At 67.4% G+C, this 26,290-nt stretch carries 19 protein-coding genes, 3 rRNA genes and 2 pseudogenes; all 24 read right to left on the bottom strand.

The features are described 5' to 3' along the window. Positions 1-44: 44 nt before the first annotated feature. Entirely contained in the window at positions 45-434 is a 390-nt protein-coding gene (locus tag D5R93_RS05545; protein ID WP_120205835.1) for a metal-sulfur cluster assembly factor, read from the bottom strand. Positions 435-492: 58 nt separating this feature from the next. Then, positions 493-981 carry a Fe-S cluster assembly sulfur transfer protein SufU gene (gene sufU / locus D5R93_RS05540; protein WP_119834931.1) on the bottom strand — a complete coding sequence of 163 codons (489 nt, stop codon included), beginning with the start codon at positions 979-981 and terminating at the stop codon, positions 493-495. 2 nt (positions 982-983) lie between these two features. Continuing rightward, positions 984-2,312, bottom strand: coding sequence for an aminotransferase class V-fold PLP-dependent enzyme (locus D5R93_RS05535; protein WP_119834930.1), 1,329 nt, complete (start codon positions 2,310-2,312; stop codon positions 984-986). 45 nt (positions 2,313-2,357) lie between these two features. Then, positions 2,358-3,107 (bottom strand): Fe-S cluster assembly ATPase SufC, encoded by a 750-nt coding sequence (gene sufC, locus D5R93_RS05530; RefSeq protein WP_119834929.1) that lies wholly within the window; start codon positions 3,105-3,107, stop codon positions 2,358-2,360. Between the two features lie 102 nt (positions 3,108-3,209). Next, positions 3,210-4,462 (bottom strand): annotated as a pseudogene (gene sufD, locus D5R93_RS05525) (Fe-S cluster assembly protein SufD). A 68-nt stretch (positions 4,463-4,530) separates the two neighbouring features. Beyond that, a complete protein-coding gene (gene sufB, locus D5R93_RS05520) occupies positions 4,531-5,970 on the bottom strand; it encodes a Fe-S cluster assembly protein SufB (RefSeq protein ID WP_120204222.1) in 1,440 nt (479 codons plus the stop codon). Beyond that, positions 5,967-6,701 (bottom strand): helix-turn-helix transcriptional regulator, encoded by a 735-nt coding sequence (locus D5R93_RS05515; protein WP_119834926.1) that lies wholly within the window; start codon positions 6,699-6,701, stop codon positions 5,967-5,969. The genes sufB and D5R93_RS05515 overlap by 4 nt, the downstream gene beginning before the upstream one ends. Before the next feature lie 325 nt (positions 6,702-7,026). Then, positions 7,027-7,698 carry an NUDIX domain-containing protein gene (locus tag D5R93_RS05510; protein ID WP_119834925.1) on the bottom strand — a complete coding sequence of 224 codons (672 nt, stop codon included), beginning with the start codon at positions 7,696-7,698 and terminating at the stop codon, positions 7,027-7,029. Between the two features lie 140 nt (positions 7,699-7,838). Beyond that, positions 7,839-9,008, bottom strand: coding sequence for a glycosyltransferase family 4 protein (locus D5R93_RS05505; protein WP_120204219.1), 1,170 nt, complete (start codon positions 9,006-9,008; stop codon positions 7,839-7,841). After that, positions 9,005-10,183, bottom strand: a complete 1,179-nt coding sequence (locus tag D5R93_RS05500) for a lipid II flippase MurJ (protein WP_243106975.1) — start codon at positions 10,181-10,183, stop codon at positions 9,005-9,007. The genes D5R93_RS05505 and D5R93_RS05500 overlap by 4 nt, the downstream gene beginning before the upstream one ends. A gap of 106 nt (positions 10,184-10,289) precedes the next feature. Beyond that, on the bottom strand, positions 10,290-10,679 hold the full coding sequence (locus D5R93_RS14005) for a lipid II flippase MurJ (RefSeq protein WP_243106974.1): 390 nt from the start codon (positions 10,677-10,679) through the stop codon (positions 10,290-10,292). A 71-nt stretch (positions 10,680-10,750) separates the two neighbouring features. Continuing rightward, positions 10,751-11,653 carry a hypothetical protein gene (locus tag D5R93_RS05495; RefSeq protein WP_119834922.1) on the bottom strand — a complete coding sequence of 301 codons (903 nt, stop codon included), beginning with the start codon at positions 11,651-11,653 and terminating at the stop codon, positions 10,751-10,753. 98 nt (positions 11,654-11,751) lie between these two features. Continuing rightward, positions 11,752-12,682 (bottom strand): annotated as a pseudogene (locus tag D5R93_RS15110) (copper transporter). Positions 12,683-12,730: 48 nt separating this feature from the next. Further along, positions 12,731-13,936 carry a putative cytokinetic ring protein SteA gene (gene steA, locus D5R93_RS05485; RefSeq protein WP_119834920.1) on the bottom strand — a complete coding sequence of 402 codons (1,206 nt, stop codon included), beginning with the start codon at positions 13,934-13,936 and terminating at the stop codon, positions 12,731-12,733. After that, positions 13,933-15,762, bottom strand: coding sequence for a DNA repair protein RecN (recN, locus tag D5R93_RS05480; RefSeq protein WP_120204217.1), 1,830 nt, complete (start codon positions 15,760-15,762; stop codon positions 13,933-13,935). Before recN ends, steA begins: the two co-directional genes overlap by 4 nt. Next, positions 15,759-16,658, bottom strand: a complete 900-nt coding sequence (locus D5R93_RS05475; protein ID WP_119835214.1) for an NAD kinase — start codon at positions 16,656-16,658, stop codon at positions 15,759-15,761. The genes recN and D5R93_RS05475 overlap by 4 nt, the downstream gene beginning before the upstream one ends. Positions 16,659-16,798: 140 nt before the next feature. Next, positions 16,799-17,689: a TlyA family RNA methyltransferase gene (locus D5R93_RS05470; protein WP_119834918.1), complete on the bottom strand. Its 891-nt coding sequence runs from the start codon at positions 17,687-17,689 to the stop codon at positions 16,799-16,801. A gap of 2 nt (positions 17,690-17,691) precedes the next feature. Then, entirely contained in the window at positions 17,692-17,904 is a 213-nt protein-coding gene (locus D5R93_RS05465) for a hypothetical protein (protein WP_119834917.1), read from the bottom strand. Between the two features lie 31 nt (positions 17,905-17,935). Continuing rightward, positions 17,936-19,054: an HAD-IIA family hydrolase gene (locus tag D5R93_RS05460; protein ID WP_243106973.1), complete on the bottom strand. Its 1,119-nt coding sequence runs from the start codon at positions 19,052-19,054 to the stop codon at positions 17,936-17,938. Next, positions 19,047-19,862, bottom strand: coding sequence for a tetratricopeptide repeat protein (locus D5R93_RS05455; protein WP_243106972.1), 816 nt, complete (start codon positions 19,860-19,862; stop codon positions 19,047-19,049). The genes D5R93_RS05460 and D5R93_RS05455 overlap by 8 nt, the downstream gene beginning before the upstream one ends. A 562-nt stretch (positions 19,863-20,424) precedes the next feature. Next, a 5S ribosomal RNA gene (gene rrf / locus D5R93_RS05450) occupies positions 20,425-20,541 on the bottom strand. 101 nt (positions 20,542-20,642) lie between these two features. After that, a 23S ribosomal RNA gene (locus D5R93_RS05445) occupies positions 20,643-23,818 on the bottom strand. A 146-nt stretch (positions 23,819-23,964) separates the two neighbouring features. Continuing rightward, positions 23,965-24,252 (bottom strand): hypothetical protein, encoded by a 288-nt coding sequence (locus D5R93_RS13180; protein ID WP_162933843.1) that lies wholly within the window; start codon positions 24,250-24,252, stop codon positions 23,965-23,967. Positions 24,253-24,274: 22 nt separating this feature from the next. After that, positions 24,275-25,857 (bottom strand): 16S ribosomal RNA (locus tag D5R93_RS05440). The 16S, 23S and 5S rRNA genes sit together here, the layout of an rRNA operon. Positions 25,858-26,290: the final 433 nt, after the last annotated feature.

Genomic DNA, 26,290 nt, shown 5'->3' with positions numbered 1-26,290 from the left:
GGACCTGCCCACACACCCTGTCCTGTGCGGGACAGTCACGAGCCTCAGACGTTGAAACCCAGTGCGCGCAGCTGCTCGCGACCCTCAGGGGTGATCTTGTCCGGTCCCCACGGCGGCAACCATACCCACTGGATACGCACCTGGTCGACGATCCCGACCAGGGCCTGCTGGGCCTGCTCCTCAATGACGTCGGTCAGCGGGCACGCGGCAGTTGTCAGCGTCATATCCAGCACCACAGTGCCGTCCGGCTCGATCGACACGCCGTAGAGCAGTCCCAGGTCGACCACATTGATCCCCAGCTCCGGGTCAATGACATCACGCAAAGCCTCCTCAACGGCGGCGACGTCGACCTGTGAGGCCACAGGAGTCGGCTGGTGCCGGGCCGCCATAGGGTTATCGGGGGTCGCAGGTGCCGTCGGGTTGTTACTCGTCATCATGTCTCCTCCTGTCAGCTCTTGCCAGGTTATTCGTGACCGGGAAGCAGGCGATCGCCTACCCCGTCTGCTCAGGGTCTTCCTGTGCCTGGTGCGTCGCCAGGGAGGTACCCGTGCGGGCCAGGGCGTCCTTGAGCGCCATCCAGGCCAGGAGAGCACACTTGACACGGTTGGGGTACTTGGAAACCCCCTCAAAGGCGGCCGCGTCCTCAAGCCCGTCTAGAATCGCCTCGTCAACTCCTTGTCCCCGGGAGTGCATAAGGGTGGAGAAGTCCCGTTCCAGCCTTGCCACAGCCTCCAGGTCCGCACCATCGACCAGGTCATGCATGACTGAGGCTGAGGCCTGGGAAATGGAGCATCCCTGTCCCTGCCACCCCAGGGAGACGATCACCCCGTTCTCCACACGCACACCGAGGTCGATCTCGTCACCACAGGTCGGGTTGACCTGGTGACTGGTGGCCTGCGCGTCCTGCGGGAGCCCCTCCCCGTGCCGCTCGCGGGAGTGGTCGAGGATGACCTGCTGGTAGAGACGGTCGAGCTCGTTCATGATCACCTCAGAAAATAGTCCCGGACAGTGCCGACGGCAGCAAGGAACCTGTCCACGTCCTCAGCACTGGTGCACGGCCCCAGGGACACCCGGGAGGAGGACCGGACGCCAAAGTGCTCATGGAGAGGCTGGGCGCAGTGATGGCCGGTACGCACCGCGATCCCCTCAGCGTCTAGGAACTGGCCTACGTCGTGGGGATGGACACCCGCGACGCTGAAGGCGACGACGCCAAGACGCTCGTCCGTGCTGCGCGGGCCGATGACATGGACCCCGTCCAGCTGGCCCAGCCCCTCCAGCAGGCGCGTGGTGAGGCGGGACTCAGAAGCGTGCAGGCAGTCCATACCCAGCTCGGCCAGGTAACCGACGGCCGCCTGCCAGCCCGCGGCCTGGGCCAGGGGCTGGCTGCCTGCCTCAAAGCGGGCGGGTCCGCTCATATAGGTGGAGGACTCCATGGAGACGTGCTCAATCATGGAGCCACCGGTCAGGACCGCCGGCATGGCCTCCAGCAGCTCCTGAGTGGCAACCAAGGCGCCGATACCCGTGGGTCCCAGCATCTTGTGGCTGGACAGCACCATGGCGTCCACGCCGTCAGCGCTCAGGGAGGCGAAATCCAGGGGCAGGTGAGCCGCGGACTGGCAGGTGTCCAGGAGGACAAGCGCCCCCACCTGGCGAGCACGCGGCAGGATCTCCCCCACAGGAGTGACCGCCCCGGTGACGTTGGAGGCGTGGGTCAGGGCCACTACCCTGGTCCGCTCGGTCAGGACGCCCACGGAACCAGGGTCGATGCGCCCCTCCTCGTCCAGCTCCATCCAGCGCAGGACAGCCCCGGTCCGCGCACACAGCTCCTGCCAAGGCACCAGGTTGGCGTGGTGCTCGGCCCGGGTCACCACGACCTCGTCACCTGGCCCTAGGCACAGCCTGCGCGCAGGGTCAGCACCGGCAGACGGGGCGCCCCCACGGGCGGCGGGGCGGCCCAGGCTGGCATGGCCGACTGCCAGTGCCAGGAGGTTGACGGCCTCCGTCGCGTTCTTGGTGAAGACCAGCTGGTCAGGACGGGCACCCACAAAGGCAGCGACCGCCGCACGAGCGTCCTCCCATACTGCTGTCGCCTCGTCGGCAAGCTGGTAGGTGGAGCGTCCAGCGGCCCCGTTGCTCATGCGGTAGTACCGTTCCTCGGCCTCCAGGACGACCGCTGGCTTCTGGCTGGTGGCGGCCCAGTCCAGGTAGGCCAGTGGTGCGCCGTTACGGGCTGGACGCTCCAGGTAGGGAAAGTCGGCTCGCACACGGGCAAGCTCCTCCGGGCTCGTAGGAGTCGTGGCAGCGTGGGTCATCGGGTGCCTCCCAGCAGGTGGGTCGCAGGTGTCAGGGCTTGCCGCCTAGGAGAGGAACCGGTCGTAGCCCTCCTCCTCGAGGCGGTCGGCCAGGTCCGGTCCCCCCTGCTCGGCGACACGCCCGTCAACGAACACGTGGACGTGGCTTGGCTTGATATAACGCAAGATCCGGGTGTAGTGAGTGATGAGGAGGAAACCCGCGTCGGAGGAGCCGTGAAGACGGTTGACTCCCTCGGAGACCACGCGCAGCGCATCCACGTCCAGGCCGGAGTCGGTCTCGTCCAGGACGGCGAAACGGGGTTTGAGGAGCTCCATCTGGAGGATCTCGAAGCGCTTCTTCTCCCCGCCCGAGAACCCGGTGTTGACGTCACGCTCGGAGAAGGAGGAGTCCATGCGCAGCCTCTCCATGGCGGCATCGACCTCACCCACCCACTGGCGGACCTTAGGAGCCTGCCCGTCCAGGGCCGTCTTGGCGGTGCGCAGGAAGTTTGCCACCGTCACCCCGGGTACCTCCACCGGGTACTGCATAGCCAGGAACAGGCCGGCACGTGCCCGCTCGTCCACGCTCATCTCCAACAGGTTGGCTCCGTCGAGGAGGACCTCGCCATCGGTGACCTCGTACTCAGGGTGACCGGCGATGGAGTATGCCAGGGTGGACTTACCCGACCCGTTGGGACCCATGATCGCGTGGATCTCGCGGGAGTCGATCGACAGGTCCACTCCCTTGAGAATGGGTTTGGGGCCGTCGTTGGTCTCGACCTGGACATGAAGGTTCTTAATGGTCAAGGTGCTCATATAAGGAGTTCTCTCGGCTGGCTGTGGTCATGGTCGTGTCTGGGGATACTGGTGCGGCAGCATATGGCGCCTTTGTGACGCCGTGACACCGCCCGAGGGTGCCTAGGAGGAGGCAGATACCTGGTCCTGGAACGGGGCTGAGATGACGCCGGTCAGCGCCAGCTCGGCCTCGATGGCGCGCATGAGCCGGTCCTCCACTTCGGGAACACCGATCTCAGCGACGATCTCGTTGAAAAAGCCCAGCACCACCAGGCGTCGGGCCTCGGTCTCGGTGATCCCCCGGGCGCGCAAGTAGAAGAGCTGCTCGTCGTCAAAACGCCCCGTGGCGCTGGCGTGACCGGCTCCCTCGATGCTGCCGTTCTCGATCTCCAGATTGGGGACGGAGTCGGCCTTGGCCCCCTCGGTGAGGACCAGGTTGCGGTTGAGCTCGTAGGTATCCGTCCCGCGGGCCTCGGCTCCGATGAGACAGTCCCCCACCCACACGGCGTGGGCACGCTCCCCCTGCAGCGCCCCCTTGTAGGTGACCCGGGAGTAGCAGTGCGGCTGCGTGTGGGCGACGTAGGGCCGGTGCTCCTGGTGCTGGTCCGCGTCGGTGAAGTAGACGCCGTAGGCGTCGATGTGCCCGCCCTCTCCGGCAAAGCCGAAGTCGGGGCAGATGCGCACGTCCCCTCCCAGGGAGACAACGACGTGCTTGAGGATCCCGCGCCCCTCGACACGTACCCGGTGGTTGGAGGCGTGGACAGCGGTGTCGTCCCATCCCTGGACGGTGACCACCGTGAGCTCGGCCCCGTCAGCCACAAGGATCTCTACCGCCTGGGTCAGCAGAGCCGCCCCGGTGTGGTCAATGATTACCGTCCCCTGGGAGCCGGCCTCAGCCTGGACCAGGATGTGCTGGGCGGTGGGGCGGACCAGCTCCTTGTCGTGCCCGATGACGTTGATGCGCGCGGCGCGCTCGAGCCGAGACCCAGCCGACAGGGTGAGGACGGTCGCGGTTGAGAAGCCCGTCCAGGCTACGACCCCGGTCCGGTCCACAGGTGCGCCGACACGTCCCAGACGCGGGTCAGAGCGAGGGACGGTCTCCACAACCGCTCCCTCTGGAAGATCCGCCTCCTGGCTGAGCGGCCCCCCGTCGGAGGACCCCGCAGCAACCTTGTCAGCGTCAAAGAGCGGGGCGAAGCGCTTGACGGGGTAAAGCGCCACTCCTCCTCACGCCCGTGAGGTACCGGGATGTCCGCCGGGTCGAAGGACGTCACACGGTCGGCCCGGGAAGAGGTGTAGCGGGGAGCACGGGGATCCCCGTGGGAGTGCGCCCCCTCCAGCACCGCGCTGGAGTGGTCGGTGACGAGTTCAGTCATTCATGGCTCCTTGCCGTTCAACGGCTCACAGGTGTCTCGACGGTCATGGCCCCGGGGGCGAGCCCCGGTCAGCCCACGGAGTTCTCCATCTGCAGCTCGATGAGCCGGTTGAGTTCCAGGGCGTACTCCATGGGTAGCTCGCGGGCGATGGGCTCGACAAATCCGCGCACGATCGTGGCCATGGCCTCCGTCTCCGTCAGGCCGCGCTGCATAAGATAGAACAGCTGGTCGGCGCTGACCTTGGAGACGGTGGCCTCGTGCCCCATCTCCACGTCGTCAGTACGCACGTCGACGTAGGGGTATGTGTCGGAGCGGGAGATCTCGTCCACCAGCAGCGCATCACACAGCACGTTGGACTTCGAGCTGCGCGCGTTCCTCATGACCTGCACCAGGCCGCGGTAGGCGGAGCGCCCCCCGTGCCGGGCGATGGACTTGGAGACGATGTGGCTGGAGGTACGGGGCGCCATGTGCACCATCTTGGCGCCGGTGTCCTGGTGCTGACCCTCCCCGGCGAAGGCGATGGACAGGGCCTCGCCCCGGGCGTGGGGGCCCATGAGGAAGACAGCCGGGTACTTCATGTTCCGCTTGGAGCCGATGTTCCCGTCGATCCACTCCATGGTGGCCCCCTCGGCGCAGGTGGCACGCTGAGTGACCAGGTTGTACACGTTGTTGGACCAGTTCTGCACGGTGGTGTAGCGCACGCGGGCGTTCTTCTTCACGATGATCTCCACGATGGCAGCGTGCAGGGAGTCCGTGGAGTAGATCGGGGCCGTGCAGCCCTCGACGTAGTGGACGTAGGAGTCCTCGTCAGCGACGATGAGCGTACGCTCGAACTGGCCCATGTTCTCGGTGTTGATACGGAAGTAGGCCTGCAGGGGGATCTCCACGTGGACGCCCGGGGGCACGTAGATGAAGGAGCCCCCGGACCACACGGCGGTGTTGAGGGCGGCGAACTTGTTGTCGCCGGCGGGGATGACCGTGCCAAAGTACTCCCTGACCAGTTCGGGGTACTCACGCACGGCGGTGTCCGTGTCCACGAAGATGACGCCCTGCGCCTCCAGGTCCTCACGAATCTGGTGGTAGACGACCTCGGACTCGTACTGGGCAGCCACACCCGCCACCAGCCGCTCACGCTCCGCCTCGGGGATACCGATACGGTCGTAGGTGTTCTTGATGTCCTCAGGCAGGTCGTCCCAGGAGCTTGCCGGGCGGTCGGTGGAGCGCACGTAGTACTTCACCGCGTCCATGTCGAGCTCAGACAGGTTGACGCCCCACGTGGGCATCGGCTTGCGCTCGTAGGTCTGGTAGGCCTTGAGCCGCTTGGCCAGCATCCACTCGGGCTCGCCCTTGATCGCGGAGATCTCACGGACGACCTGCTCGTCAAGACCACGCTTGGCGTTGGCTCCTGCCTCGTCGGAGTCGTGCCAGCCGAAGTCGTAGGTCGTCGGTATCGAGTCGATGATCTCGTCGTCAGTGCTACGCACAGTGTCGGTCGTGGGTGCCGTCATCGGGTTCCTTCCGGTCGTCGGGCCTGTTGTTGACCCTTCCTCCTCGCCGCCCTGACCGCACGCTTACGCAGCGCGGGGACAGCGATAGGAATATGAGTGGTGCACACGTGCTCACCCCCGGCCAGAGTGGCCAGACGCTGCACCGGGACGCCAACCAGCCTGGAGATCGCCTGGGTCTCGGCGTCGCACAGCTCGTGGAACTCTCCCGCCACCTCACGCACAGGGCAGTGGCCCTGGCACAGCTGGACAGCGTAGGAGCCATCCCCGACATCACGCACCGAGGCGGCATAGCCGTCCAGGGTGAAGGCGTCAGCCAGTGCCCGCGCACGCTCGGCAGGGTCCTGACCAGCCGCCTCGACAGCGGCGCAGTATCGACGCTCCAGGTCCCGCCCGCGGGCTGCGGCGAAGGAACCTACGGCACGCTCCCCCGCTACCTGGGACAGATAGCGCAGGGCATGGCTGGCCAGGTCAGAGTAGCCGTCCGCAAAACTGGTGCGCGCCTTGGAGGTTAGCACGTAGTGACGCGCCGGACGCCCGCGCCCGCGGCGCAACGGCGTCGCCGGGGTGTGGACCTCGATCTCCTCCGACTCCTCCAGCACGGTGATGTGCCTGCGCACCGCCGCGGGAGTCAGCCCCAGCACCTTGGCGAGCTGCGCCGCCGAGACGGGGCCCTTCTCCGCGATGAGGTCAAGGACCCGGGCGCGGGTGGAGTCGTCGTCAGCCTGTGCCATGGCGTGCTCCTCTCCGTCTCCTCTGGTGGCCTCACCACGGCCGCTCAGGGGTCGTGGGTCCTGTGTGGCAACGGCCGATCAGGACCGGGGTGCGGTTCATCGTCGTTCCACAACTTTAACTCATATGGTGCTTGCAAAATTCGAAGTCCGCAAGTTGGCGACATGGTGTCACCGGGTGGGATCAAACACATCTGTCAATGAAAGGCAGTTATTATTGAAGCATCGCCTACAAATCCCGCAGGCAATACCTCGCGCCCGGCTACTACGTACTCCGCGCCCTGACCACACCTCACTGGCAGGAGCGGGAGCCAGGTAGTCCAGGCAGTCACAGACTGTAGGGACTGCGCAGCCACGGCGCGTCAGGAGCGCGCAGCCGCGCGTAGCCCTCAGCCCGGGCCTTGTGCACGGCCAGCAGTCCTATCACGGTGGACGGATTGTGGAGACTGCCGGAGACCACGGCCTCGACAGCAGCCTCCAGGGGCACCCAGGTGGGGACGATCTCCGCCTCCTCGGCCTGACGCGGCCTCCTGAGGGAGCGGGGCAGCAGGTCCAGGTCACGAGCCAGAAAGACCCGCACGCCCTCGGTGGTGAACCCGGGCGAGGCGTAGAAGTCCGCCAGGACGTCCCAGCGCTGGGCAGCGTAGTCGGTCTCCTCGGCCAACTCGCGCCGGGCAGCCTCTACCGGGGACTCCCCCGGAACGTCAAGCAGACCTGCCGGGACCTCCCACAGGGCAGCACGCACCGGGTGGCGGTACTGGCGGACCATAAGGACCTCTGCGGCACCGTGGGGCTGGGAGGAGTCACCGCCCTGCCTCAAGGCAACCACGGCCACGGCGTCGTGGTGGGCCACGACCTGGCGCGCCACCGGCTCCTGGCCCGGGCGCAGCACCACCTCCTCAGCACCAACGGCAAAGATCGGCCCCTCCCACACCCGCTGGCACGCGGCAACCTCCCGGTACTGCCGCTCGTCCGCGGTCCCCGGCACCTGAGCGCTCATCGGTCCTCCCGTCAACGACCGCAGCGGGGGCGCAAACCACCACTGCCGACACGACGCCACAGGCTGGTGCGCGCGGCCGTCGGCCACCGCGCCTGACAGTACCCTGACAACACCGTGGCAGAGTCCAAGGTAGCGGCGCGTCACACGCCCAGTGCCCGGTGCAGCTGCACAAGAAGATCGTCGTCCGTGGGCAGGCTGGCGGCGGCACCATGCGCCCGCTCCCGAGCCTGCCGCAGCCTGTCGGGGCTGGTCAGGAGCGCCCCAACTGCCTCCGCCACCTCCTGGGAGCAGGGTGGCACAAGCACCGCCCCGCCACGGACCGTGAGGGCCGTGCCGCCCACGTCGGTGGCCACGACGGCTGCCCCGGCTCGCAGGGCCTCCTGGAGAGTCAGGGGCTGTCCCTCCCACAGGCTGGTCTGGACGACGACCTCCGCCTGCGCCATGAGCGCAGCGGCTCCCTCGCGACGCCCCAAGAGCCTGACAGGCAGGCTCTCGGCGTCAATGCGCTGCTGGGCCTCCGCCCGTGCGGGACCGTCACCAACGACGACCCACTCGAGCGTGGGCAGCCTGCCTTCTGCCGCACGACGTCCCAGGACGGCAGCAGCGTCCAGCAGCACGTCCAGGCCCTTCTGGGGCGCCAGCCGGGCCACGGTCAGGACCCGGCGGAGTCCGGGTGCCCACACCGCACTGGGCACGGCGTCTGACGCCGCATCGGACATGCTCCCGGAAGCAGGTTCAGGCACGTCCCCGGAGGCGGCCATGGTCTCGGCCCCCCCTCTGGGAGCCCACGGCGCCGGGACTACAGCCAGCTCCACGGCGGCGGCTCCCCGGCCCTGGGCTCGCCCGGCCAGGTCAGGGCTGACAGCCAGGACCAGGTCGGCGCGAGCTGCCACCAGGCCCTCCAGGCCGCCCCCCACGAGCCGAGCCAGTCGCCCCCCAACCGTGAGGTTATGGACGGTGACCACTAGCCTGGGCCGACCCACTCGCCGCCCTCCTACCGCCACGGCGGCCAGTGCCCCCGCCCTCAGGCCGTGGGCGTGCAGGACCTCGGCACCACGCGCCAACCGGCGCAGCCGTACCAGGGCACCCGCCACGCGGGCCGAGGGCCGTGAGCCGATCCCCAGCACCTCCCGGTGCGCCCGCCCGGTGTCAAGCCCCTCCAGCACCGCAGCAGGAGCAGCCACCAGCACGTCGCAGCCGTCAGCAGCCAGAAGGCGCGCGCACTGCGCCAGATGGGCGCGCACACCGCCTGCTGCCATCCCGCTGACCTGCAGCACGTGGGGGCGACGCCCCCGGGCCTGAGCACTCATACCTGCTCCTTACCCAGAGAACCCGTGTCAGCGGGGCCACGGCGACCCCGCAGGACGTGGAGGATGCCACGATGTGCCGCTGCGGCTGCCGCAGCCACCGCCGCCGCACACACGACGGCCCCTACAGCGGCGAGAGCCGCCGCGACAGCCACCGGCTCCACGGCCGCCACGGCAGCACGCAGGCCGAGACCAAGAAGCGCCACGACCGGTATGCCTGCTCCCAGGACGGCCAGGCTTCCTGCCAGCACCTGCGCACCGAAGCGGCGCGCGACAGCAGCCCCCAGGCCGACAGCCGCCACCGTCATCCCCACGCCCTGTCCCAGTGCCAGAGCCACCAGAGTCCCTGAGGCGTCAGCCCCCTGGGGAGCCAGGATGCGGACACACACGGCCGAGGCGACCGCGACAGCCAGCCAGCCAGCCACTGTCGATCTAGCGGCGTCACCAGCATGATCCGCGGCGTAGAGCACACGCGTGACCTGATAGATCAGGGCGTAGCCCACCAGCGCGGGAGATAGCACCGCCAGCGCAGGTCCCATACCCTCCACCGGGGCCAGGAGGCTGAAGAAGCGCTCCGCCACCTGGGAGACCACCAACAGCATCCCGGCACCCGCAAGCGCCACGGCAGTCACCAGGGCGGTGGCATCAGCCACCAGCTGCCGAGCAGTCCCAGGAAAAGCCCCGGGAGACGACTGCCCCCTGGACCCGGTACCCTCACCGCCGCGCTCCCCGGCACGACCGTCGCAGCCGTCGGGGCTGTTGGTCGGCACCTGCTGCTCCTGCCCCGCCTCCAGCCGGTCCCCGTGCTGCCGGGTCTCGAATGCTGCCGACAGGCGCGGGTAGAGGACGGTGGCAACCGGCACGACCAGGACAGCGTAAGGCAGCGCGTAGACCGCCTGGGTGTACTGGTAGACGGCCACGGTCCCCGTGGTCCCTGCCGACCGGGCCAGTGCCAGGACCACTACGACGCTCAGCTGCTGGGCCAGGAGCGTCCACACCCCGGCTGCCCCCAGGCGCCAGGCACGTCGGGCGAGGGCTCCCCCCAGGCCCAGGGTGGGACGCAGACCCAGTCCCAGGCGGTGCACCGGCCACAGCAGAGGCAGGCTCAGGGCAGCCACGCCTGCTGTGGTCCCCCAGCCCAGGACGTACAGGGAGGCCTCGCCCCCTCCGGCTGCCACCCGCCCATCGCCGCGTAGAGCCCATAGGCACCCATGACCGTGACCGAGGACAGCACTGGTGTCAGCGCCGGCCAGGTGAAGGAGCCGTGAGCCTGCAGGATCCCAGTCAGGACGACGCCAAGTCCGTACAGGGGACCTGGAGGGCGAACATTCGTAGGAACCCAGCCACGAGGGAGACCTGTACCGAGGCGTCCACCCCCTGGGAGACCGGGAAGGCGGCGGACACAGGCTCAGCCAGGACGGCCAGGAGGATCGCCAAGGGGGTCAGGACTGCCAGGACGACTCCCAGCAGGCCGCTGGCGGTGGTACGCACCTCCTCCTGGCGACCGCCACTAACTGCCCCCGCCAGGAGAGGGACCACGGTAGCGGCCAGCGCTCCGCCCACCACGACCTCATAGAGCACGTTGGGCACCTGGTTGGCGGTGCTGTACGCGCCTGCGACTGTTCCGGACCCGACGGTGACCGCCTGGACCACCCAGCGTCCCAGCCCCAGCACACGGGACGCGAGGGTGAGCCCGGCAACACCTCCTGCCGCAGCAAGCCCTCCCCGGGCGGGACCGCCAGCCATCAGGGGCGGCGGCCCAGGCGGTCAAGCGCTGCCAGAGCAGGGACCTTGTCAATCACCGAGCTGAAGGAGACCTTCTCGCTGGCCAGGACAAGGACCACCCCGAGAAGGGCTGCCGCCTCACGCGCAACCCGGCAGGGGTGCGACGCCACCGCAGTGCCCACCAGGGCACCCAGGGCGTTGGCACCGGTGTCACCAAGCATGGTGCGCTCCCGCAGGTCGCCGGGCAGGCAGGCGGCCACGACGCCCAGCGCTCCAGCCGCGAGGCGGCGCGAGGCCGCTGCCCGGTCAATGGGCACCACGAGCACGAGGGCGGATACCAGGCCGGTCGCCTTGAGCGTCCGGCCTGGCCGCAGGTCGAGCAGGTTCATCACGTTGGCCCACGAGGCGATCGTGACCGTGGTGACCACGGCGTCACCCAGGACGGCACATCGTCGGGCGCGGCCCGCCCCTGCCCGCCCGCGGCCACGGTCAGCTGCGAGCAGGCCCCCGGCCACCGCCGCACCTGCTCCGATCACCACGATCTTCACGACCCCGGTGGTGACCCTACCGCGGGCCAGAGCGCCCAGGTGACCTCTGAGACCCTTGGCAACGTGCTCACCGTCATGAGCACCCTCGTCCAGGTCGTCAACCAGTCCTGCCACCGCGCCGGCCCCGGTCGCCACCGCCGCAGGTACCACCGTGCCCGCAGCCTGCTCCCCGGCAGCCAGGCACGCCACCACGCTCCCGACCGCGGCTCCAGCGCCCCCGCGCAGACTGACCCTACGTCCGTGGAAGTTGGTGCGCGTGAGCACGGGGGACCTGCCAGCCAGCCCCGTGCACGCGCACAGGGCAGCACAGGCTGAGCCCAGCGCCGCCGTTGCCAGGCGGCGTGAGGAAACGGTGCTGCTCCTCGTCAGTCTCATGGGACCAGCCTAGGCTGCCGACCTCAGCAGGGCGGGGTACCGGCTCACCAGGACCAGGTCGCAGCCCCGAGGAGGGACCCTGTAGGTGAAGCACCAGCTTACCCCGGCACAGGAGGCATGACGGCGGTGGCGCCCTGGTCAAAGCCATAGTGGCCTACCGTGCCTGCCTCGGTGGCAACCAGGGCCAGCGGGGTCGATACCGCCGCAGGGGCCTGCCCCACCGAGTCCACGGTGGTGACAGCAGCGTCGTCTGAGCGAATCAGGGCGACGACGCCTGTGCTCTCGTCGGCCGATCCCACGACAACCGTGGTCGCTGCGGAGCCCGCACCGGTCATGACGGGGACCCAGGAGCCAGGCTCGGTACCGTCAGTCGCCTGTGGTGTCGCTGTGCCGGAGGGTCCGCCGGAGGAGGGCTGCGCCCGTGGCCCGACGACAACGACCATGTCGGCGGGCCGCTCGGCTCGGCCTCAGTTGTCATGAGGGGGTCCTCGCCTGCAGTGAGCAGGTTTTCCAGTGCCCTGGCGCTGCCGTCGTCCCCGGTCAGGGCCTTGCCCACCCCCTCCCCATGACGGCGTTGGGCGCAGACGACGCGGGGTCTGCCAGCAGGTCGGTGAACTGCTCGGAGTAGGTGCTGCGGTAGCTCTCCCGAGAGCGCTCCACCCACGTCTCCGTCAGGGCGTAGCGTCCGTCGGCCGCTGCTCCGGCCGCCTGCAGCTGGGCGACAATCTGGTCGGCATCATCCTCCTCAGCACCGGGAAGCATGACGACAGCCACCGTCTGGCCACTGAGCGTTCCCGGAAGGAGAGAGCGGGCCACCTGGGTGATGTAGGTGTCACGCTCGTTGAGCGCCGATGCTGTCTGCTCAAGCTGGCTGTTAAGGGTGTTGCGACTCTCACGCAGAGAAGTGACCTGGTCGTTGAGCGCTGTGCCGAGGGAGTTCTGGAGCGGTCCGGCCCCCAGGACGATCCCGACCGCAAGCGCCAGGAAGACAGAGATGAGAGAGACCAGGTGGTAGCGGAAGTCGATCATAGTTACTGCCTCACGTCCTCAGAAGTCCGTAGCGTGCCTTAACCTGCCTTACACGGTCGGGGGCCGTGGGGACAGTCCCACCAGTGAGCGGAAGAAGTTGACGATGTCGTCCCAGATCGCACCGAACAGCCCCAGGAAGGTCTGGCCCCCCGGGGTTGACATCAGGGCCGCTGTGAGGGCAAGGACACCGGCCAGTGCCAGCAGGAGCAGCCACCACCCTGAGATGCGGGTCCGGTAGAGGCGGGAGACCCCCTTGGCGTCGATGAGACGGCCGCCAACCTTGAGACGGGTCAGGAAGGTGGAGGACATCCCTGAGCGCCCCTTGTCCAGGAACTCCACGAGGGTGGCGTGCGTACCCAGGGCGACGATGATCTCCGCGTCCGCCTCGTCAGCCATGAGCATCGCGATATCCTCTGAGGTACCGGTGGCGGAGAAGACGTGGTGGCTCACGCCCAGCTCTTCCACACGCTCAAGACCAGGGGCACGGCCGTCACGGTAGGCGTGGACGACGATCTCCGCACCGCAGGACAGTGCCCTGTCAGAGACCGAGTCCATGTCGCCCACGATCATGTGGGGTTTGAGACCCGCCTCCAGCACCGCGTCAGCCCCTCCGTCGACACCGATGATGACGGGCTTGTACTCGCGGATATAGGGCCGCAGCGCCCTAAGGTCCTCCTTGTAGGAGTACCCGCGCACCACGACCAGGACGTGCCGCCCCCCCATCTGCGTAGACACCTCGGGCATACCGACACCGTTGAGCAGCAGGTCCCACTCCCCGCGCATGTACTCGATGGTGTTGGCAGCAAAGGCCTCTAGCTGGACGGCGAGCCCTTTCCGGGCAGAGGCCATGGAGGCCTCCACAGTCTCGGCGCTCTGGCGCGTCCCCTCGGCAACCGGCTGCTCCTCGTCCGGGAGCAGGACGGTCCCGTCCCGGATGATGACTCGCTGCCCGTCGTGCAAGCGCATGACCTCCGGGCCGAGGTCGTCAACCAGGGGTATTCCCGCCTCCACCAGGACGCCGGGGCCAAGGTTGGGGTAGCGGCCGGACACCGAGGGGGCAGCGTTGAGCACAGCCGAAGGGCGGCACTCGACCAGTGCCTCCGCAGCTACCCGATCGAGGTCAGCGTGGTCGATAACGGCGACCTCACCGCTTTGAAGGCGCTTGGTGAGCCTTTTGGTACGCGAGTCGACACGGACCACACGGGTGGAGCGGTCAGAGCCTGACGGCGGCGTCCTGCGGAAGGGGTTCCTCACGCCTGGGATTGTGCCACGGTGGCCTCGCGGAGCAACTCGGCAGCGTGGCGAACGGCAGCCTGGGAGTCCTCGTGCCCCGACAGCATGCGCGCCAGCTCTCGCTGGCGCTGCCTGCCCTCGACAGCGGTCACGGTCGTCAGCGTCTGCGCCGCGGTATCAGGCTGCACAGAGGCAGTGTCAGGGGCGCTGCCACCAGCCACCGCACCCACGTGCCCCGTGGGTGCGGCCGTCTGCCGACGCACCACCAGGTGGGTGTCTGCCCATGCCGCTACCTGGGCTAGATGAGTGACTACTACCACTTGATGGCGGCGCGACAGCCGCGCGAGCCGTCGTCCGACCTCTCGGGCGGCCCGTCCCCCGACCCCCGCGTCGATCTCGTCGAAGACAAGGGTGCGGGTGTGCGCGGATCCTCCCACCGGGTCCCGGTCCTGCGGCTGCGCCTCCGCCAGGACGACCTCCAGGGCCAGCATGATCCGGGAGAGCTCTCCTCCTGAGGCCCCCTTGCCCAGGGGCAGGGCCAGGGCACCAGGGTGGGCGACCAGCAGGAACGTCACCGACTCGGCTCCGGCAGGCCCCGGCTGGTCGAGCGCGGTGAGCTTGACGACCAGGCGGGAGCCTGCCATCTGCAGTCCGTTGAGCTCGGCGGTGACAGCCTCCTCCAGGCGACGTGCCAGCACGGCGCGCGCACCGGACAACTCGCTGCAGGCTGTGGAGAGCTCGTCGTCGGCCTCAGCCAGCCGCTGCACCAGCAGCGACTCGGTGTCTCCGGGGCCGTCCAGCTCGCAGAGGCGCCGCACCGCCCGCTGCTGCCAGGCCAGCAGGGCATCAACGTCCTCTAGGTGCTCAGCCACCCCGCCGATCTCCTGGCAGCCCCGGGCCAGGGCAGCGCGACGGTCCTGGACCCAGGCCAGGCGTGCCGGATCGGCCTCCAGATCCTCCAGGTATCCCGCCAGGTCGGCAGAGACATCTGCCGCTTCAATACCCAGCCGACGGGTACGGTCAGCCAGGTCTGCCAGGGTCGGGTCCACGGCGGCCACGGCGGCCAGCGCCCGGTCCGCCCTGGCCGCCAGGGTGACGACGTCGGCGGGGTCCTCGAGTGACTCCTCACGCCCGCTGAGAGACACTAGGGCCGACTCGGCCGCACGGCGCAGGTCCTCCGCGTTGTCCAGCCGCTCGGCCTCCTCCCTCAGCCTATGGTCCTCCCCGGGCTGGGGGGCAAGATCGTCAAGCTGGTTGAGCCAGGCGCGCAGCCGTTCCGTCTCCTGAGCGCGCTCCTGGGCTGAGGCCTGCCAGGAGGCAAGCTCCTCCGCAGCCTCCTTCCGGTGCCGGTAGGCCTGGGAGTAGCGTCGGCACACCTGAGCGTGCCCGTTGCCTCCCAAGGAGTCCAGGGCTGCCCGCTGGGCGGAGGCAGAGCGCAGCCGGAGCTGGTCAGTTTGTCCGTGGACGGCGACGAGCGTGGTGCCGACCTCGGCGAGAACTGCTGAGGGCACTGAGCGACCCCCGAGGTAGGCACGTGAGCGTCCTGAAGCAGGGACGGCCCGGGAGGCGATGAGAGCCTCTCCGTCAAGCTCAGCACCTGCCTCGACTGCACGTGCAGCAGCCCGGGAGGTGGGCTCTAGCAGGAAGGTCCCCTCGACCAGGCAGCGCCGGGCACCAGCACGCACCACCGAGGCATCCGCCCGCTGCCCCAGAAGAAGACCCAAGGAGGTCAGGACCATGGTCTTTCCCGCACCAGTCTCTCCCGTCAGGGCGGTCAGCCCCTTGCTCAGGGACACCTCAGCCTCCTGGATGACCCCGAGGTCCTCAATGCGCAGGGAGTCGATCATTGTGTCTGCTCCCCCGGTGGCCGTCGCTGGGCGGTTCCGTAGCTGCCTGCCCCAGGCGAGGCGCGCCACCCTTGGACGGGCAGTCCCAGCTTGCGCACCAGACGCGTGGAGAAGGGGGCGTCGTTGAGCCGGGCCAGCCTGACGGGCCGATCTGCCCGGACGACCCGGATACGGCTGCCCGAGGGGACGTCGAGACTACGTCGGCCGTCACACCAGATCTCGGCCCCACCGAAGCCGCCGTGCTGTACGACGACCTCGAGGCAGGAGTCAGGACCCAGCACGAGGGGACGCGTGAACAGGGCGTGGGCAGCGACCGGTACCAGAAGGAGGGCCTCGACCTCCGGCCATATGACGGGTCCGCCGCAGGAGAAGGCGTAGGCGGTGGACCCGGTCGGGGTGGACACGATGAGGCCGTCACACCCGAAGGAGGAGACCGCCTGGCCGTCCACACCGATGGCGACCTCCAGCATGCGGGCACGGTCACGTTTCTCCAGTGCGGCCTCGTTGAGCGCCCACTGGTGCCGGGTCGAGCCGTCGGGCGCGATAACCTCGACGTCAAGGGCCGTGCGGGTCTCTACGGTAAAGCGTCCCGCGACGATGTCGGCGACCACCTGCTCGACAGCGTCCGGATCAGCCTCAGCCAGGAACCCGATGTGCCCCGTATTGATCCCAACTAGGGGGATGTCGCGCTGACGAGCCTCCTCACAGGCCCGCAGGATCGTGCCGTCACCTCCCAGGACCAGGACCATGTCTACCGGCAACTCACTGCCCGGGGCGACCGGCTCCACGCCGTGCTCACGCAGAGCCGCCTCCGCCCGGGCAACAGCGTTGGCCGTGGGGGCAGACCTGAGGTGACGAGGCACCGGCTGGTCATTGCGGTCACGACGAAAGACCATGACACGACGCACAACCTGCCGCTGGTTGTGGGTGTCGGCACGGCTAGGGACTCCCCGGCCGTGAGTCGCCGCCGAGGAACTAGCGTCATACCCACCGCAGTCCTCAACACGTGCCGCCCCAGCCCAGGCCCCAGGGCCGCTCATAACAGGGTCCTCCCGTCGTCACTGCTACAGTCAGCGGGCCGCTCCGTCTCCGCCGGCCCTTCCCGGACGGCTCGCTCAGCCTCAGCGCGCAGGCGCGCCCCAGTCAGGCTCTCATGGTGCGGGGCCCCGGCAGCGTGCATGCTCACAAAGTACTCCACGTTGCCTGCGGGGCCAGGCAGGGGCGAGGCCGTCACGGCGTCAGTGTTCAGCCCGAGGCTGTGCGCGTGGTGGGCGACCGCAAGCACCGTCTCGATATGCAGCAGGGGGTCACGCACGACACCGTTGCGCCCTACCCGATTCTTTCCCACCTCGAACTGGGGCTTGACCATGAGCAGCAGGTCCGCGTCAGGCGCGGCTGCCTGCACCAGGGGCTCCAGGACCAGGGTCAGTGATATGAAGGACAGGTCAGCAACGACAAGCCCGGGCGCAGGAGCGACGAGCCGGGGGTCGAGTGTACGCACGTTCGTACGCTCCAGCACCGTCACACGCGGATGCGTCCGTAGCGACCAGGCCAGCTGACCGTAACCGACGTCAACAGCGACGACATGCTCAGCCCCACGGCGCAGCAGAACGTCGGTGAATCCCCCGGTTGACGCCCCAGCATCCAGGCAGCGGCGTCCCTGGACGCCGGGGGCGAGGCCCCGCGCGGCTAGGGCCTCAAGGGCACCCTCCAACTTGTGGGCTCCCCGGGAGACATAGGTGTGCTGGTCACCGTCAGGGGCAGCGAGCTGGAGGGCCTGGGCAGGGCTGACCTGACGCGCCGGCTTGGTCACCACGACACCGTCAACGGTGACCTGCCCGCTGGTCACCAACGTCGCGGCGTGGTCACGAGAGCGAGCCAGGCCACGACGAACCAGCTCGGAGTCGATACGGATGAGACGGGCCACGCTCAGTCCCCGGTCTCGCGGAGCATGCGGGAGAGACGGTCGTAGAGCTGTGCCAGGGCCGAGACCTGCTCCTGCGGATCCATCTGAGCGATCTGGGCGAGACGCTGCTCATCCTCCGCGACGTCACCGGGAGGAGGCAGGGTAATGTCATCATGGGCCTGTGTCGCCGGTGGAGTATCAGCCGAGCGGGCTGAGCCCGCGGAACCACTACTCATGGTCTGCTGCTCACAAGAGAGATGTCCGTTGTCATGCTGCCTGCGACATGGAAGCCTCGACATCGATATGAGGGACAGTGAGTCCCGCCGCAGCTCCGGGCGCCTGGGAGTCTGTCCACTCCCAGGCGGCACAGGCGAGAGCACGGTAGGCATCAAGGCTTACCCGGACGGAGTCGCCGCCCAACGTGCCCACGGTGTCCAGCACTAGCTGGCTGGCACGCACGCAGGCGCGCCAGGCCCCCACCTGCCACCAGACCGACTCCTGCTCTACGAGCCGCACTGCCCCTGGGTGCGGCTGGACCAGACCACGCAGGTCTGTGTGCAAAAAGCTCGGGCGCGCCGACGGCGGAGCCAAAATAACGTCCCGGGCGTCCGACACCCCGGTGAGGACGTGGAGACCGGGGACAGCGGCATGGCGCGCACCGGTAAGGTCGGTGTCCAGCCTGTCACCCACTGCTAGGGGGGCAGTGCCTCCCGAGTGTGCCAGTGCTCTCCGGTAGATGCCGGCATGGGGCTTGCCGCCCACCAGAGGCTGCCTACCCGTGGCTGAGACGACAGCGGCTACAAGACTGCCGTTTCCCAAGGCTAGGCCTCGTTCCGTCGGAAGAGTCACGTCACGATTGGTGGCCACGTGCAGCGCTCCCTGACTGACAGCGTAGGCGGCCTCTGACAGCATCGCCCAGCCGACGGAGGCGTCCCACCCCTGGAGGACTGCTACCGGTCGGTCCTGCGCCGTATATGTCGTGACGTACCCTGCCTCAACCAGAGCCTGACGTACCCCCTCCCCGCCGACGACCAGCACGGTGGAGCCCTGGGGGATGTGCTCACGCAGCAGCGCCGCACCGTCCATAGCGGCCGTAAACACCTCCGAAGGACGCGCCTTGATGCCGTTGGCTTCCAGCTTGTCGACAACCGCCTGCGGAGGCCGGGAGGCGTTGTTGGTGACAAAGGACAGCGTCATACCGCTGTCACGCGCCGCGTTAACCGAGGCGGCAGCATGCAGGATGCGGGACTCGCCCGCAAAGCACACGCCGTCGAGATCGAGCAGCGCCACGTCATAGGCCTCGCACAAGGGCCTGCTGCTTCCTAGCAGCCTTGCTGGTTCCAATGGCGCCGCCCCAGTCGTGCCCTCACTCCTGTCGTTAGTCACGAGCACCGATGCCTTCATCCCCCGACGCCCTGTCATAATAACCACCCTCCACCTGGGCAGCGTCATCGGGATCGCGCTCATCTTGCGAAGCAGGACCAGTGTCGCCCAGAAGTTCAGCGACCTCCTCCTCGACTCGCTGCTCAAAAGTCTTGCCCTGCTCACGCGACAGGTCACTAGGGGGGGTGACAGCGGTGGTGTCCTCCTGGTGCAATCCGTCCTGCGAGGCAGGTACTACACTGGAGGAGCCGAACTCCTGGTCGTAGTCGTCCTCAATGTCAAACACCTCGACTAGCTCCTCCAGGCGGTTGAGGTCGTAATCAGCAATACGCTGACGAACTGCCTGTGCCTCAGCACGGCGGCCAAGCCCTTCCAGGCGGTCCGCACGTACTGAATGCAACCGCCGTAGGATGTCAGGGCTCCTGGGAGCAGAACGAATAGCGTCCTCAATAACGACCAGGCCCAGTTCCACCTGTCCCATCTCGTGACGGACCCCAGAGACAACCATCGCCAACTCTGCGCGCTCAATATCGTCAAGTTGTTGGGGATCAGCCTCCTGAGCCACCCTGAGAGCCTTGTCGTAGTGACCTAGTGCCCGTTCGCAGTCGGCCTCGATAGCACGATGAAGGTCGTACCCGGACAGTCGCCTCACTGTCCGGATGTCGCGCAGCGCTTCCGCATAGTGTCCAGACACGTAAGCGGCTACCGCAGCCGTCTCTCGCACCACCGCGATACGACCAGCGCTGTCGGCAGCGTATCGCGCATGCCTGTAGGCCGCCTGCGGATCCTCGTCGAGCAGATACTGAACCATGACAAGATGGCGAGCGACCTTGTCGGCGTTAAGCCGCCCCAACGGACGTAACTGCCTCAGAGCGCCACGCTCAAGATCCGAAGGAGACACCGAGTCTGGAAGATCAGGTGCCTTACGTCTCTGGGACGAACGTCGCCCGGAACTGTCCCTCCGACTCCGAGGCCCCTGCCTAGAGGTGCCCGACCCCTCGCGGTGCGCCATCGGCCGCCCACTGTTGGACAGACGGATACCAGACCGCTCACTGCGCTCAGTAACAGGGTCAGAGACGATATCACGCCCACGCCTCACAGCCCCAGTCAACTCGGCCTCGTCGGGGTCACGGCTCCAACGCGGACCAAAGCCATGTCGCTGTGAACCCGCAGTACCCGACTTGCTACCGGAGCGACGACCGTCGTCAACGTCAGCCATCGCTGCTCCTTAGGCCGAGCATAGTTGGTACCGTGTTCTCCTTTTAGTTGGCTGGGGTGGCCGGGGTGGTGTCGGCGCCCCGCGCCTCCGCCCCCTTTTTTTCTTTTGCTCCCCCACCCCCGCCCCCCGGGGGGGCGGGGTGGGGGTGGTGTGTGCTCGGTGGTGTCCTGCTCTCCCGTCCCCTGGCGGGGACAGTACCATCGGCGCTGGCAGGCTTAGCTTCCGGGTTCGGGATGGGACCGGGCGTGGCCCTGCCGCTGTGACCACCGAGACGTGGCCGGGGACCCGCGCACAAAGGTGGCGGTGGTGGTGGGGTGGTCGTGGACCGTACAGCGGGCGCGGCCGGCAGCCGTGGCAGGGCTGGCGGCGGGTGCGTGCTTGTGTCGGCCTGTTAGTACCGGTCGGCTCGCAACAGGTTGCCCTGCTTCCACCTCCGGCCTATCCACCCAGTGGTCTGCTGGGGCCTTCCCACCCCCTAGGAGGGGTGGCGGAGACCTCGTCTTGAGGCTGGTTTCCCGCTTAGATGCCTTCAGCGGTTACCCGTCCCGAACGTGGCCAACCAGCCGTGCCCTGGCGGGACAACTGGCACACCAGAGGTTCGTCCGTCCCGGTCCTCTCGTACTAGGGACAGGCCCTCTCAGGTCTCCTGCGCGCGCAGAGGATAGGGACCGAACTGTCTCACGACGTTCTAAACCCAGCTCGCGTACCGCTTTAATGGGCGAACAGCCCAACCCTTGGGACCTGCTCCAGCCCCAGGATGCGACGAGCCGACATCGAGGTGCCAAACCATGCCGTCGATATGGACTCTTGGGCAGGATCAGCCTGTTATCCCCGGGGTACCTTTTATCCGTTGAGCGACGACCCACCCGCACGGGATCGCCGGATCACTAGCTCCTACTTTCGTACCTGCCCGACCCGTCGGTCTCGCAGTCAGGCCCCCTTGTGCGCTTGCACTCGACACCTGGTTGCCGACCAGGCTGAGGGGACCCTTGAGCGCCTCCGTTACTCTTTAGGAGGCAACCGCCCCAGTTAAACTACCCACCAGGCACTGTCCCTGGCCCGGGTCACGGACCGAGGTTCAGGCGCACGCCACGGCCAGGGTGGTATCCCAACAGCGACTCGCCACCGCGCTGGCGCGCGGGGGTCACGGTCTCCCACCTATCCTGCACAGGCCGGGGCGGGCGCCAATACCAAGCTGCAGTAAAGGTCCCGGGGTCTTTCCGTCCTTCTGCGCGAAACGAGCATCTTTACTCGTAGTGCAATTTCGCCGAGCTCATGGTCGAGACAGCGGAGAAGTCGTTACGCCATTCGTGCAGGTCGGAACTTACCCGACAAGGAATTTCGCTACCTTAGGATGGTTATAGTTACCACCGCCGTTTACTGGGGCTTGGACTCGCCCTTCACCCCAAAAAAGAGGGGGCTGAGGGCTCCTCTTGACCTTCCAGCACCGGGCAGGCGTCAGTCCGTATACCTCGCCTTGCGGCTTCGCACGGACCTGTGTTTTTAGTAAACAGTCGCTTCTCCCTGGTCTCTGCGGCCCTCACCCCTAGCCCGCGACGGGGCCTCAGGGCCCGGGCCCCCTTCTCCCGAGGTTACGGGGGCACTTTGCCGAGTTCCTTGACCATGAATCACTCGTGCGCCTAGGCATGCTCTGCCCGACCACCTGTGTCGGTATAGGGTACGGGCGGCCGGCACCATCGCGTCGAGGCTTTTCTCGGCACCCCAGGATCACCCTGCTTCCCCCGCCCGCAGGCAGGGTCACCATCACGCCTCACCCCCGCCCCCCCACCCACCACGGGCAGGAGGACCGCCCCCGGATTTGCCTGGGGGACAGGCTGCGCGCTTGGACGGGCCAAGCCATCAGGCCCGCGGAGGCTACCACTGTGCGTCACCCCTGTTAACACGCTTGCCTACCAGCACGGAGGGTCCCCGCCCCCGGGCGCCCCCACGGCCACAGGCCGCCGGGACACCACCAGGAGGGCAGGTCAGCACCCGCGCGTCAGCACGGTCGGTACCAGGCCGGTACGGGAGTATCAACCCGTCGTCCATCGACTACGCCTGTCGGCCTCGCCTTAGGCCCCGACTCACCCAGGGCGGACTAGCCTGGCCCTGGAACCCTTGGTCATTCGGCGCTAGGGCTTCCCACCCTAGTATCGCTACTCATGCCTGCATCCTCGCTCCCGCACCGTCCACCCTGGGTCACCCCGAGGCTTCACCCCGTGCGGGACGCTCCCCTACCACCCGCCGCCCCTGACCACCCCGCCCACCAGGACAGGACAGTAGGGACCACGCGACGGGCCCGCGGCTTCGGCGGCGCGCTTGAGCCCGCTACATTGTCGGCGCACGACCACTTGACCAGTGAGCTGTTACGCACTCCTTCGAGGATGGCTGCTTCTAAGCCAACCTCCTGGTTGTCTGCGCGGCCGCACATCCTTTCCCACTTAGCGCGCGCTTAGGGGCCTTAGCCGGCGGTCTGGGCTGTTTCCCTCTCGACCACGGAGCTTATCCCCGCGGTCTCACTGCCGCGCTCCACCCCGACGGCATTCGGAGTTTGGCTGACCTCAGTAACCCTGTGGGGCCCATCAGCCACCCAGTAGCTCTACCTCCGCCGGGAACCACGCGACGCTGCACCAAAATGCATTTCGGGGAGAACCAGCTATCACGGAGTCTGATTGGCCTTTCACCCCTACCCACAGCTCATCCCCCCGGTTTTCAACCCAGGTGGGTGCGGTCCTCCACGCGCTCTTACACGCGCCTCAACCTGGCCATGGGTAGATCACCCGCTTCGGGTCCACGACGCGCCACTCAACCGCCCCTGACAGGACTCGCTCTCGCTACGGCTGCCCCCACGGGTTAACCTCGCGACGCGCCACTGACTCGCAGGCTCATTCTTCAAAAGGCACGCCACCACCCCCACCCCGCGGGCAGGAGGCTCTGACGGCTTGCAGGCGCCCGGTTTCAGGTACTGTTTCACTCCCCTCCCGGGGTACTTTTCACCATTCCCTCACGGTACTGGTCCGCTATCGGTCACCAGGAGGTATTCAGGCAGCCAAGCGGTCTTGGCAGACTCGCACAGGACTCCACGGACCCCGTGCTACCACGGGAACCCGGCCCACGCGCGCCCGGCCGGCTTAGCCTACGGGGGTCTCACCCTCTACGCCTCCCCTTCCCAGAGGACTCGGCTACCAGCACGAGCACAACGCGGCCCTCCGGCAGAAGAGCCACGGCCAGGCCCCACAACCCCGCACGCGCAGCCCCTGCCGGGTCAACGCACGCGCACGGTTTGGCCCTCCTCCGCTTTCGCTCGCCACTACTCACGGAATATCCTCTCCTGCGGGTACTGAGATGTTTCACTTCCCCGCGTCACCCCCCACGCACAGGCACACGCCCACGCACGGGTGGCACGACACAGCTCGTGCCAGGTCACCCCATTCGGAGACCCCGGATCACAGCCCGCCAGCCGGCTCCCGAGGATTATCGCAGGCCACCACGTCCTTCATCGGCCCCTGGTGCCAAGGCATCCACCGAGCGCCCACACAAACAAGCACACACAACACACCACACAACACGCACGCCGCAGGCACACGCCCACGCGCGCGCCCACGACGGCTGCACCACGACAGGCCACCACACCCCACCACCACCACGGCAGCAGGACGGCACGGCAGCCCGACGCTCGCGCCCGCTATACAGTTCACAACCACCCCGCCCACGCCCCGGCCACCACGCGCACGCACGCGCACCAGCCAGGACCAGGCCACCAGGACGCACAGGCCCCAGAACCCGACAGCGTGCCCCGCCACCGCCCCCGGACCAGCCCCCGACCACGAGGAGCCACCCAGGACACGACCCGGCGAACCAGCACCACCCACCACCCCCAGGCAGCAGGCACGGCACCAGCAGTCCCCCCACGCCCCACCACGACCAGGCACCCACCAGCCCCCGGGCCACCACGACCCAGGACCACGGGCACGACAGGCACCCCGCCACAGCAGTCTCCCTAGAAAGGAGGTGATCCAGCCGCACCTTCCGGTACGGCTACCTTGTTACGACTTCGTCCCAATCACCAGCCCCGCCTTCGACCGCTCCCCGTAGGGCCACGGGCTTCGGGCGTCACCGGCTTTCATGACGTGACGGGCGGTGTGTACAAGGCCCGAGAACGTATTCACCGCAGCAGTGCTGATCTGCGATTACTAGCGACTCCGGCTTCACGGTGTCGAGTTGCAGACACCGATCCGAACTGAGACCGGCTTTAAGGGATTCGCTCCGCCTCGCGGCACCGCAGCCCTCTGTACCGGCCATTGTAGCATGCGTGAAGCCCAGGACATAAGGGGCATGATGATTTGACGTCGTCCCCACCCTCCTCCGAGTTGACCCCGGCAGTCTCCCGAGAGTCCCCACCACCACGTGCTGGCAACACGGGACAGGGGTTGCGCTCGTTGCGGGACTTAACCCAACATCTCACGACACGAGCTGACGACAACCATGCACCACCTGTGAGGGCACCCCCCACCCCCCGCAAACACGAGAGGACAGGAGAAGACCACGTCTCCGCGGCCCGCGCCCACATGTCAAGCCCTGGTAAGGTTCTTCGCGTTGCATCGAATTAATCCGCATGCTCCGCCGCTTGTGCGGGCCCCCGTCAATTCCTTTGAGTTTTAGCCTTGCGGCCGTACTCCCCAGGCGGGGCACTTAATGCGTTAGCTGCGGCGCGGGAGCCCCGGAAAAGGCCCCCACACCTAGTGCCCAACGTTTACGGCGCGGACTACCAGGGTATCTAATCCTGTTCGCTCCCCACGCTTTCGCTCCTCAGCGTCAGTAACGGCCCAGAGACCCGCCTTCGCCACCGGTGTTCCTCCTGATATCTGCGCATTCCACCGCTACACCAGGAGTTCCGGCCTCCCCTACCGCACTCAAGCCGGCCCGTACCCACCGCACTCCCCGGTTGAGCCGGGACATTTCACGGCAGGCGCGACCAGCCGCCTACAAGCCCTTTACGCCCAGTAACTCCGGACAACGCTAGCGCCCTACGTATTACCGCGGCTGCTGGCACGTAGTTAGCCGGCGCTTCTTACCCAGCTACCGTCAGCCCCGCCACCACGGGCAGGACCTTCTCCGCTGGCGAAAGAGGTTCACGACCCGAAGGCCTCCGTCCCTCACGCGGCGTCGCTGCATCAGGCTTCCGCCCATTGTGCAATATCCCCCACTGCTGCCTCCCGCAGGAGTCTGGGCCGTGTCTCAGTCCCAGTGTGGCCGCCCACCCTCTCAGGCCGGCTACCCGTCACCGCCTTGGTAGGCCATCACCCCACCAACAAGCTGATAGGCCGCGAGCCCATCCCCCACCAGACCCACCCAAGGCAGGCCCTATCCCGCACCAGCCATGCGACCAGCACGAGCACACCCCGTATTAGCCCCACTTTCATGAGGTTATCCAGGAGAGGAGGGCAGGTTGCTCACGTGTTACTCACCCGTTCGCCACTCATCCACCCAGCCCACCACAACAGCGGACCAGGCATCACCGTACGACTTGCATGTGTTAGGCACGCCGCCAGCGTTCGTCCTGAGCCAGGATCAAACTCTCCAAAAAAAACAAGAACCACACGACGACCGCCCACAAACCAGCAGGCAGCCCCCGCACAAAAAAACCAGACAGAACCACCCCACCACACGCACACCCGACCAGCCGCACGCACACACGCACGACCACAACCAGGCACACCCACAGCAGGACAGCCCCACCCAGACAGGCATAAAAGAACAAGACACACTATCGAGATCTCAAACCACACACCCATGTGGACGCACAGACACTCGCATACCTGATTATCCACAAGTACCGGCAGACTGTGATCCGAGTTGAGAACTCGCGTCAGGGTTACCCTTCACGTCTCTACAGGGATGACAGCACCGCCATGGTCCATTCGGTTCATCGAAGCCACCTGCACAGCAGGCCTCGCTTCAACGTTCACCGCCTTGAACCTCGGAATACATTACCCGCCGACACCCATGAGGTCAAACCT

It is taken from the genome of Actinomyces lilanjuaniae, assembly GCF_003606385.1.
In the GTDB taxonomy this organism is placed as follows: Bacteria; Actinomycetota; Actinomycetes; order Actinomycetales; family Actinomycetaceae; genus Actinomyces; species Actinomyces lilanjuaniae.
The sequence above is the reverse complement of the archived record's forward strand: the minus strand, read 5'-3'. Positions and strand labels throughout refer to the sequence as shown.

Coding starts and splice junctions, on each gene's coding strand:
- D5R93_RS05545 (WP_120205835.1), bottom strand. CDS start 434: ATGACGAGTAACAACCCGACGGCACCTGCGACCCCCGATAACCCTATG.
- sufU (WP_119834931.1), bottom strand. CDS start 981: ATGAACGAGCTCGACCGTCTCTACCAGCAGGTCATCCTCGACCACTCC.
- D5R93_RS05535 (WP_119834930.1), bottom strand. CDS start 2,312: ATGACCCACGCTGCCACGACTCCTACGAGCCCGGAGGAGCTTGCCCGT.
- sufC (WP_119834929.1), bottom strand. CDS start 3,107: ATGAGCACCTTGACCATTAAGAACCTTCATGTCCAGGTCGAGACCAAC.
- sufB (WP_120204222.1), bottom strand. CDS start 5,970: ATGACGGCACCCACGACCGACACTGTGCGTAGCACTGACGACGAGATC.
- D5R93_RS05515 (WP_119834926.1), bottom strand. CDS start 6,701: ATGGCACAGGCTGACGACGACTCCACCCGCGCCCGGGTCCTTGACCTC.
- D5R93_RS05510 (WP_119834925.1), bottom strand. CDS start 7,698: ATGAGCGCTCAGGTGCCGGGGACCGCGGACGAGCGGCAGTACCGGGAG.
- D5R93_RS05505 (WP_120204219.1), bottom strand. CDS start 9,008: ATGAGTGCTCAGGCCCGGGGGCGTCGCCCCCACGTGCTGCAGGTCAGC.
- D5R93_RS05495 (WP_119834922.1), bottom strand. CDS start 11,653: ATGAGACTGACGAGGAGCAGCACCGTTTCCTCACGCCGCCTGGCAACG.
- recN (WP_120204217.1), bottom strand. CDS start 15,762: ATGATCGACTCCCTGCGCATTGAGGACCTCGGGGTCATCCAGGAGGCT.
- D5R93_RS05475 (WP_119835214.1), bottom strand. CDS start 16,658: ATGGTCTTTCGTCGTGACCGCAATGACCAGCCGGTGCCTCGTCACCTC.
- D5R93_RS05465 (WP_119834917.1), bottom strand. CDS start 17,904: ATGAGTAGTGGTTCCGCGGGCTCAGCCCGCTCGGCTGATACTCCACCG.
- D5R93_RS05455 (WP_243106972.1), bottom strand. CDS start 19,862: ATGGTTCAGTATCTGCTCGACGAGGATCCGCAGGCGGCCTACAGGCAT.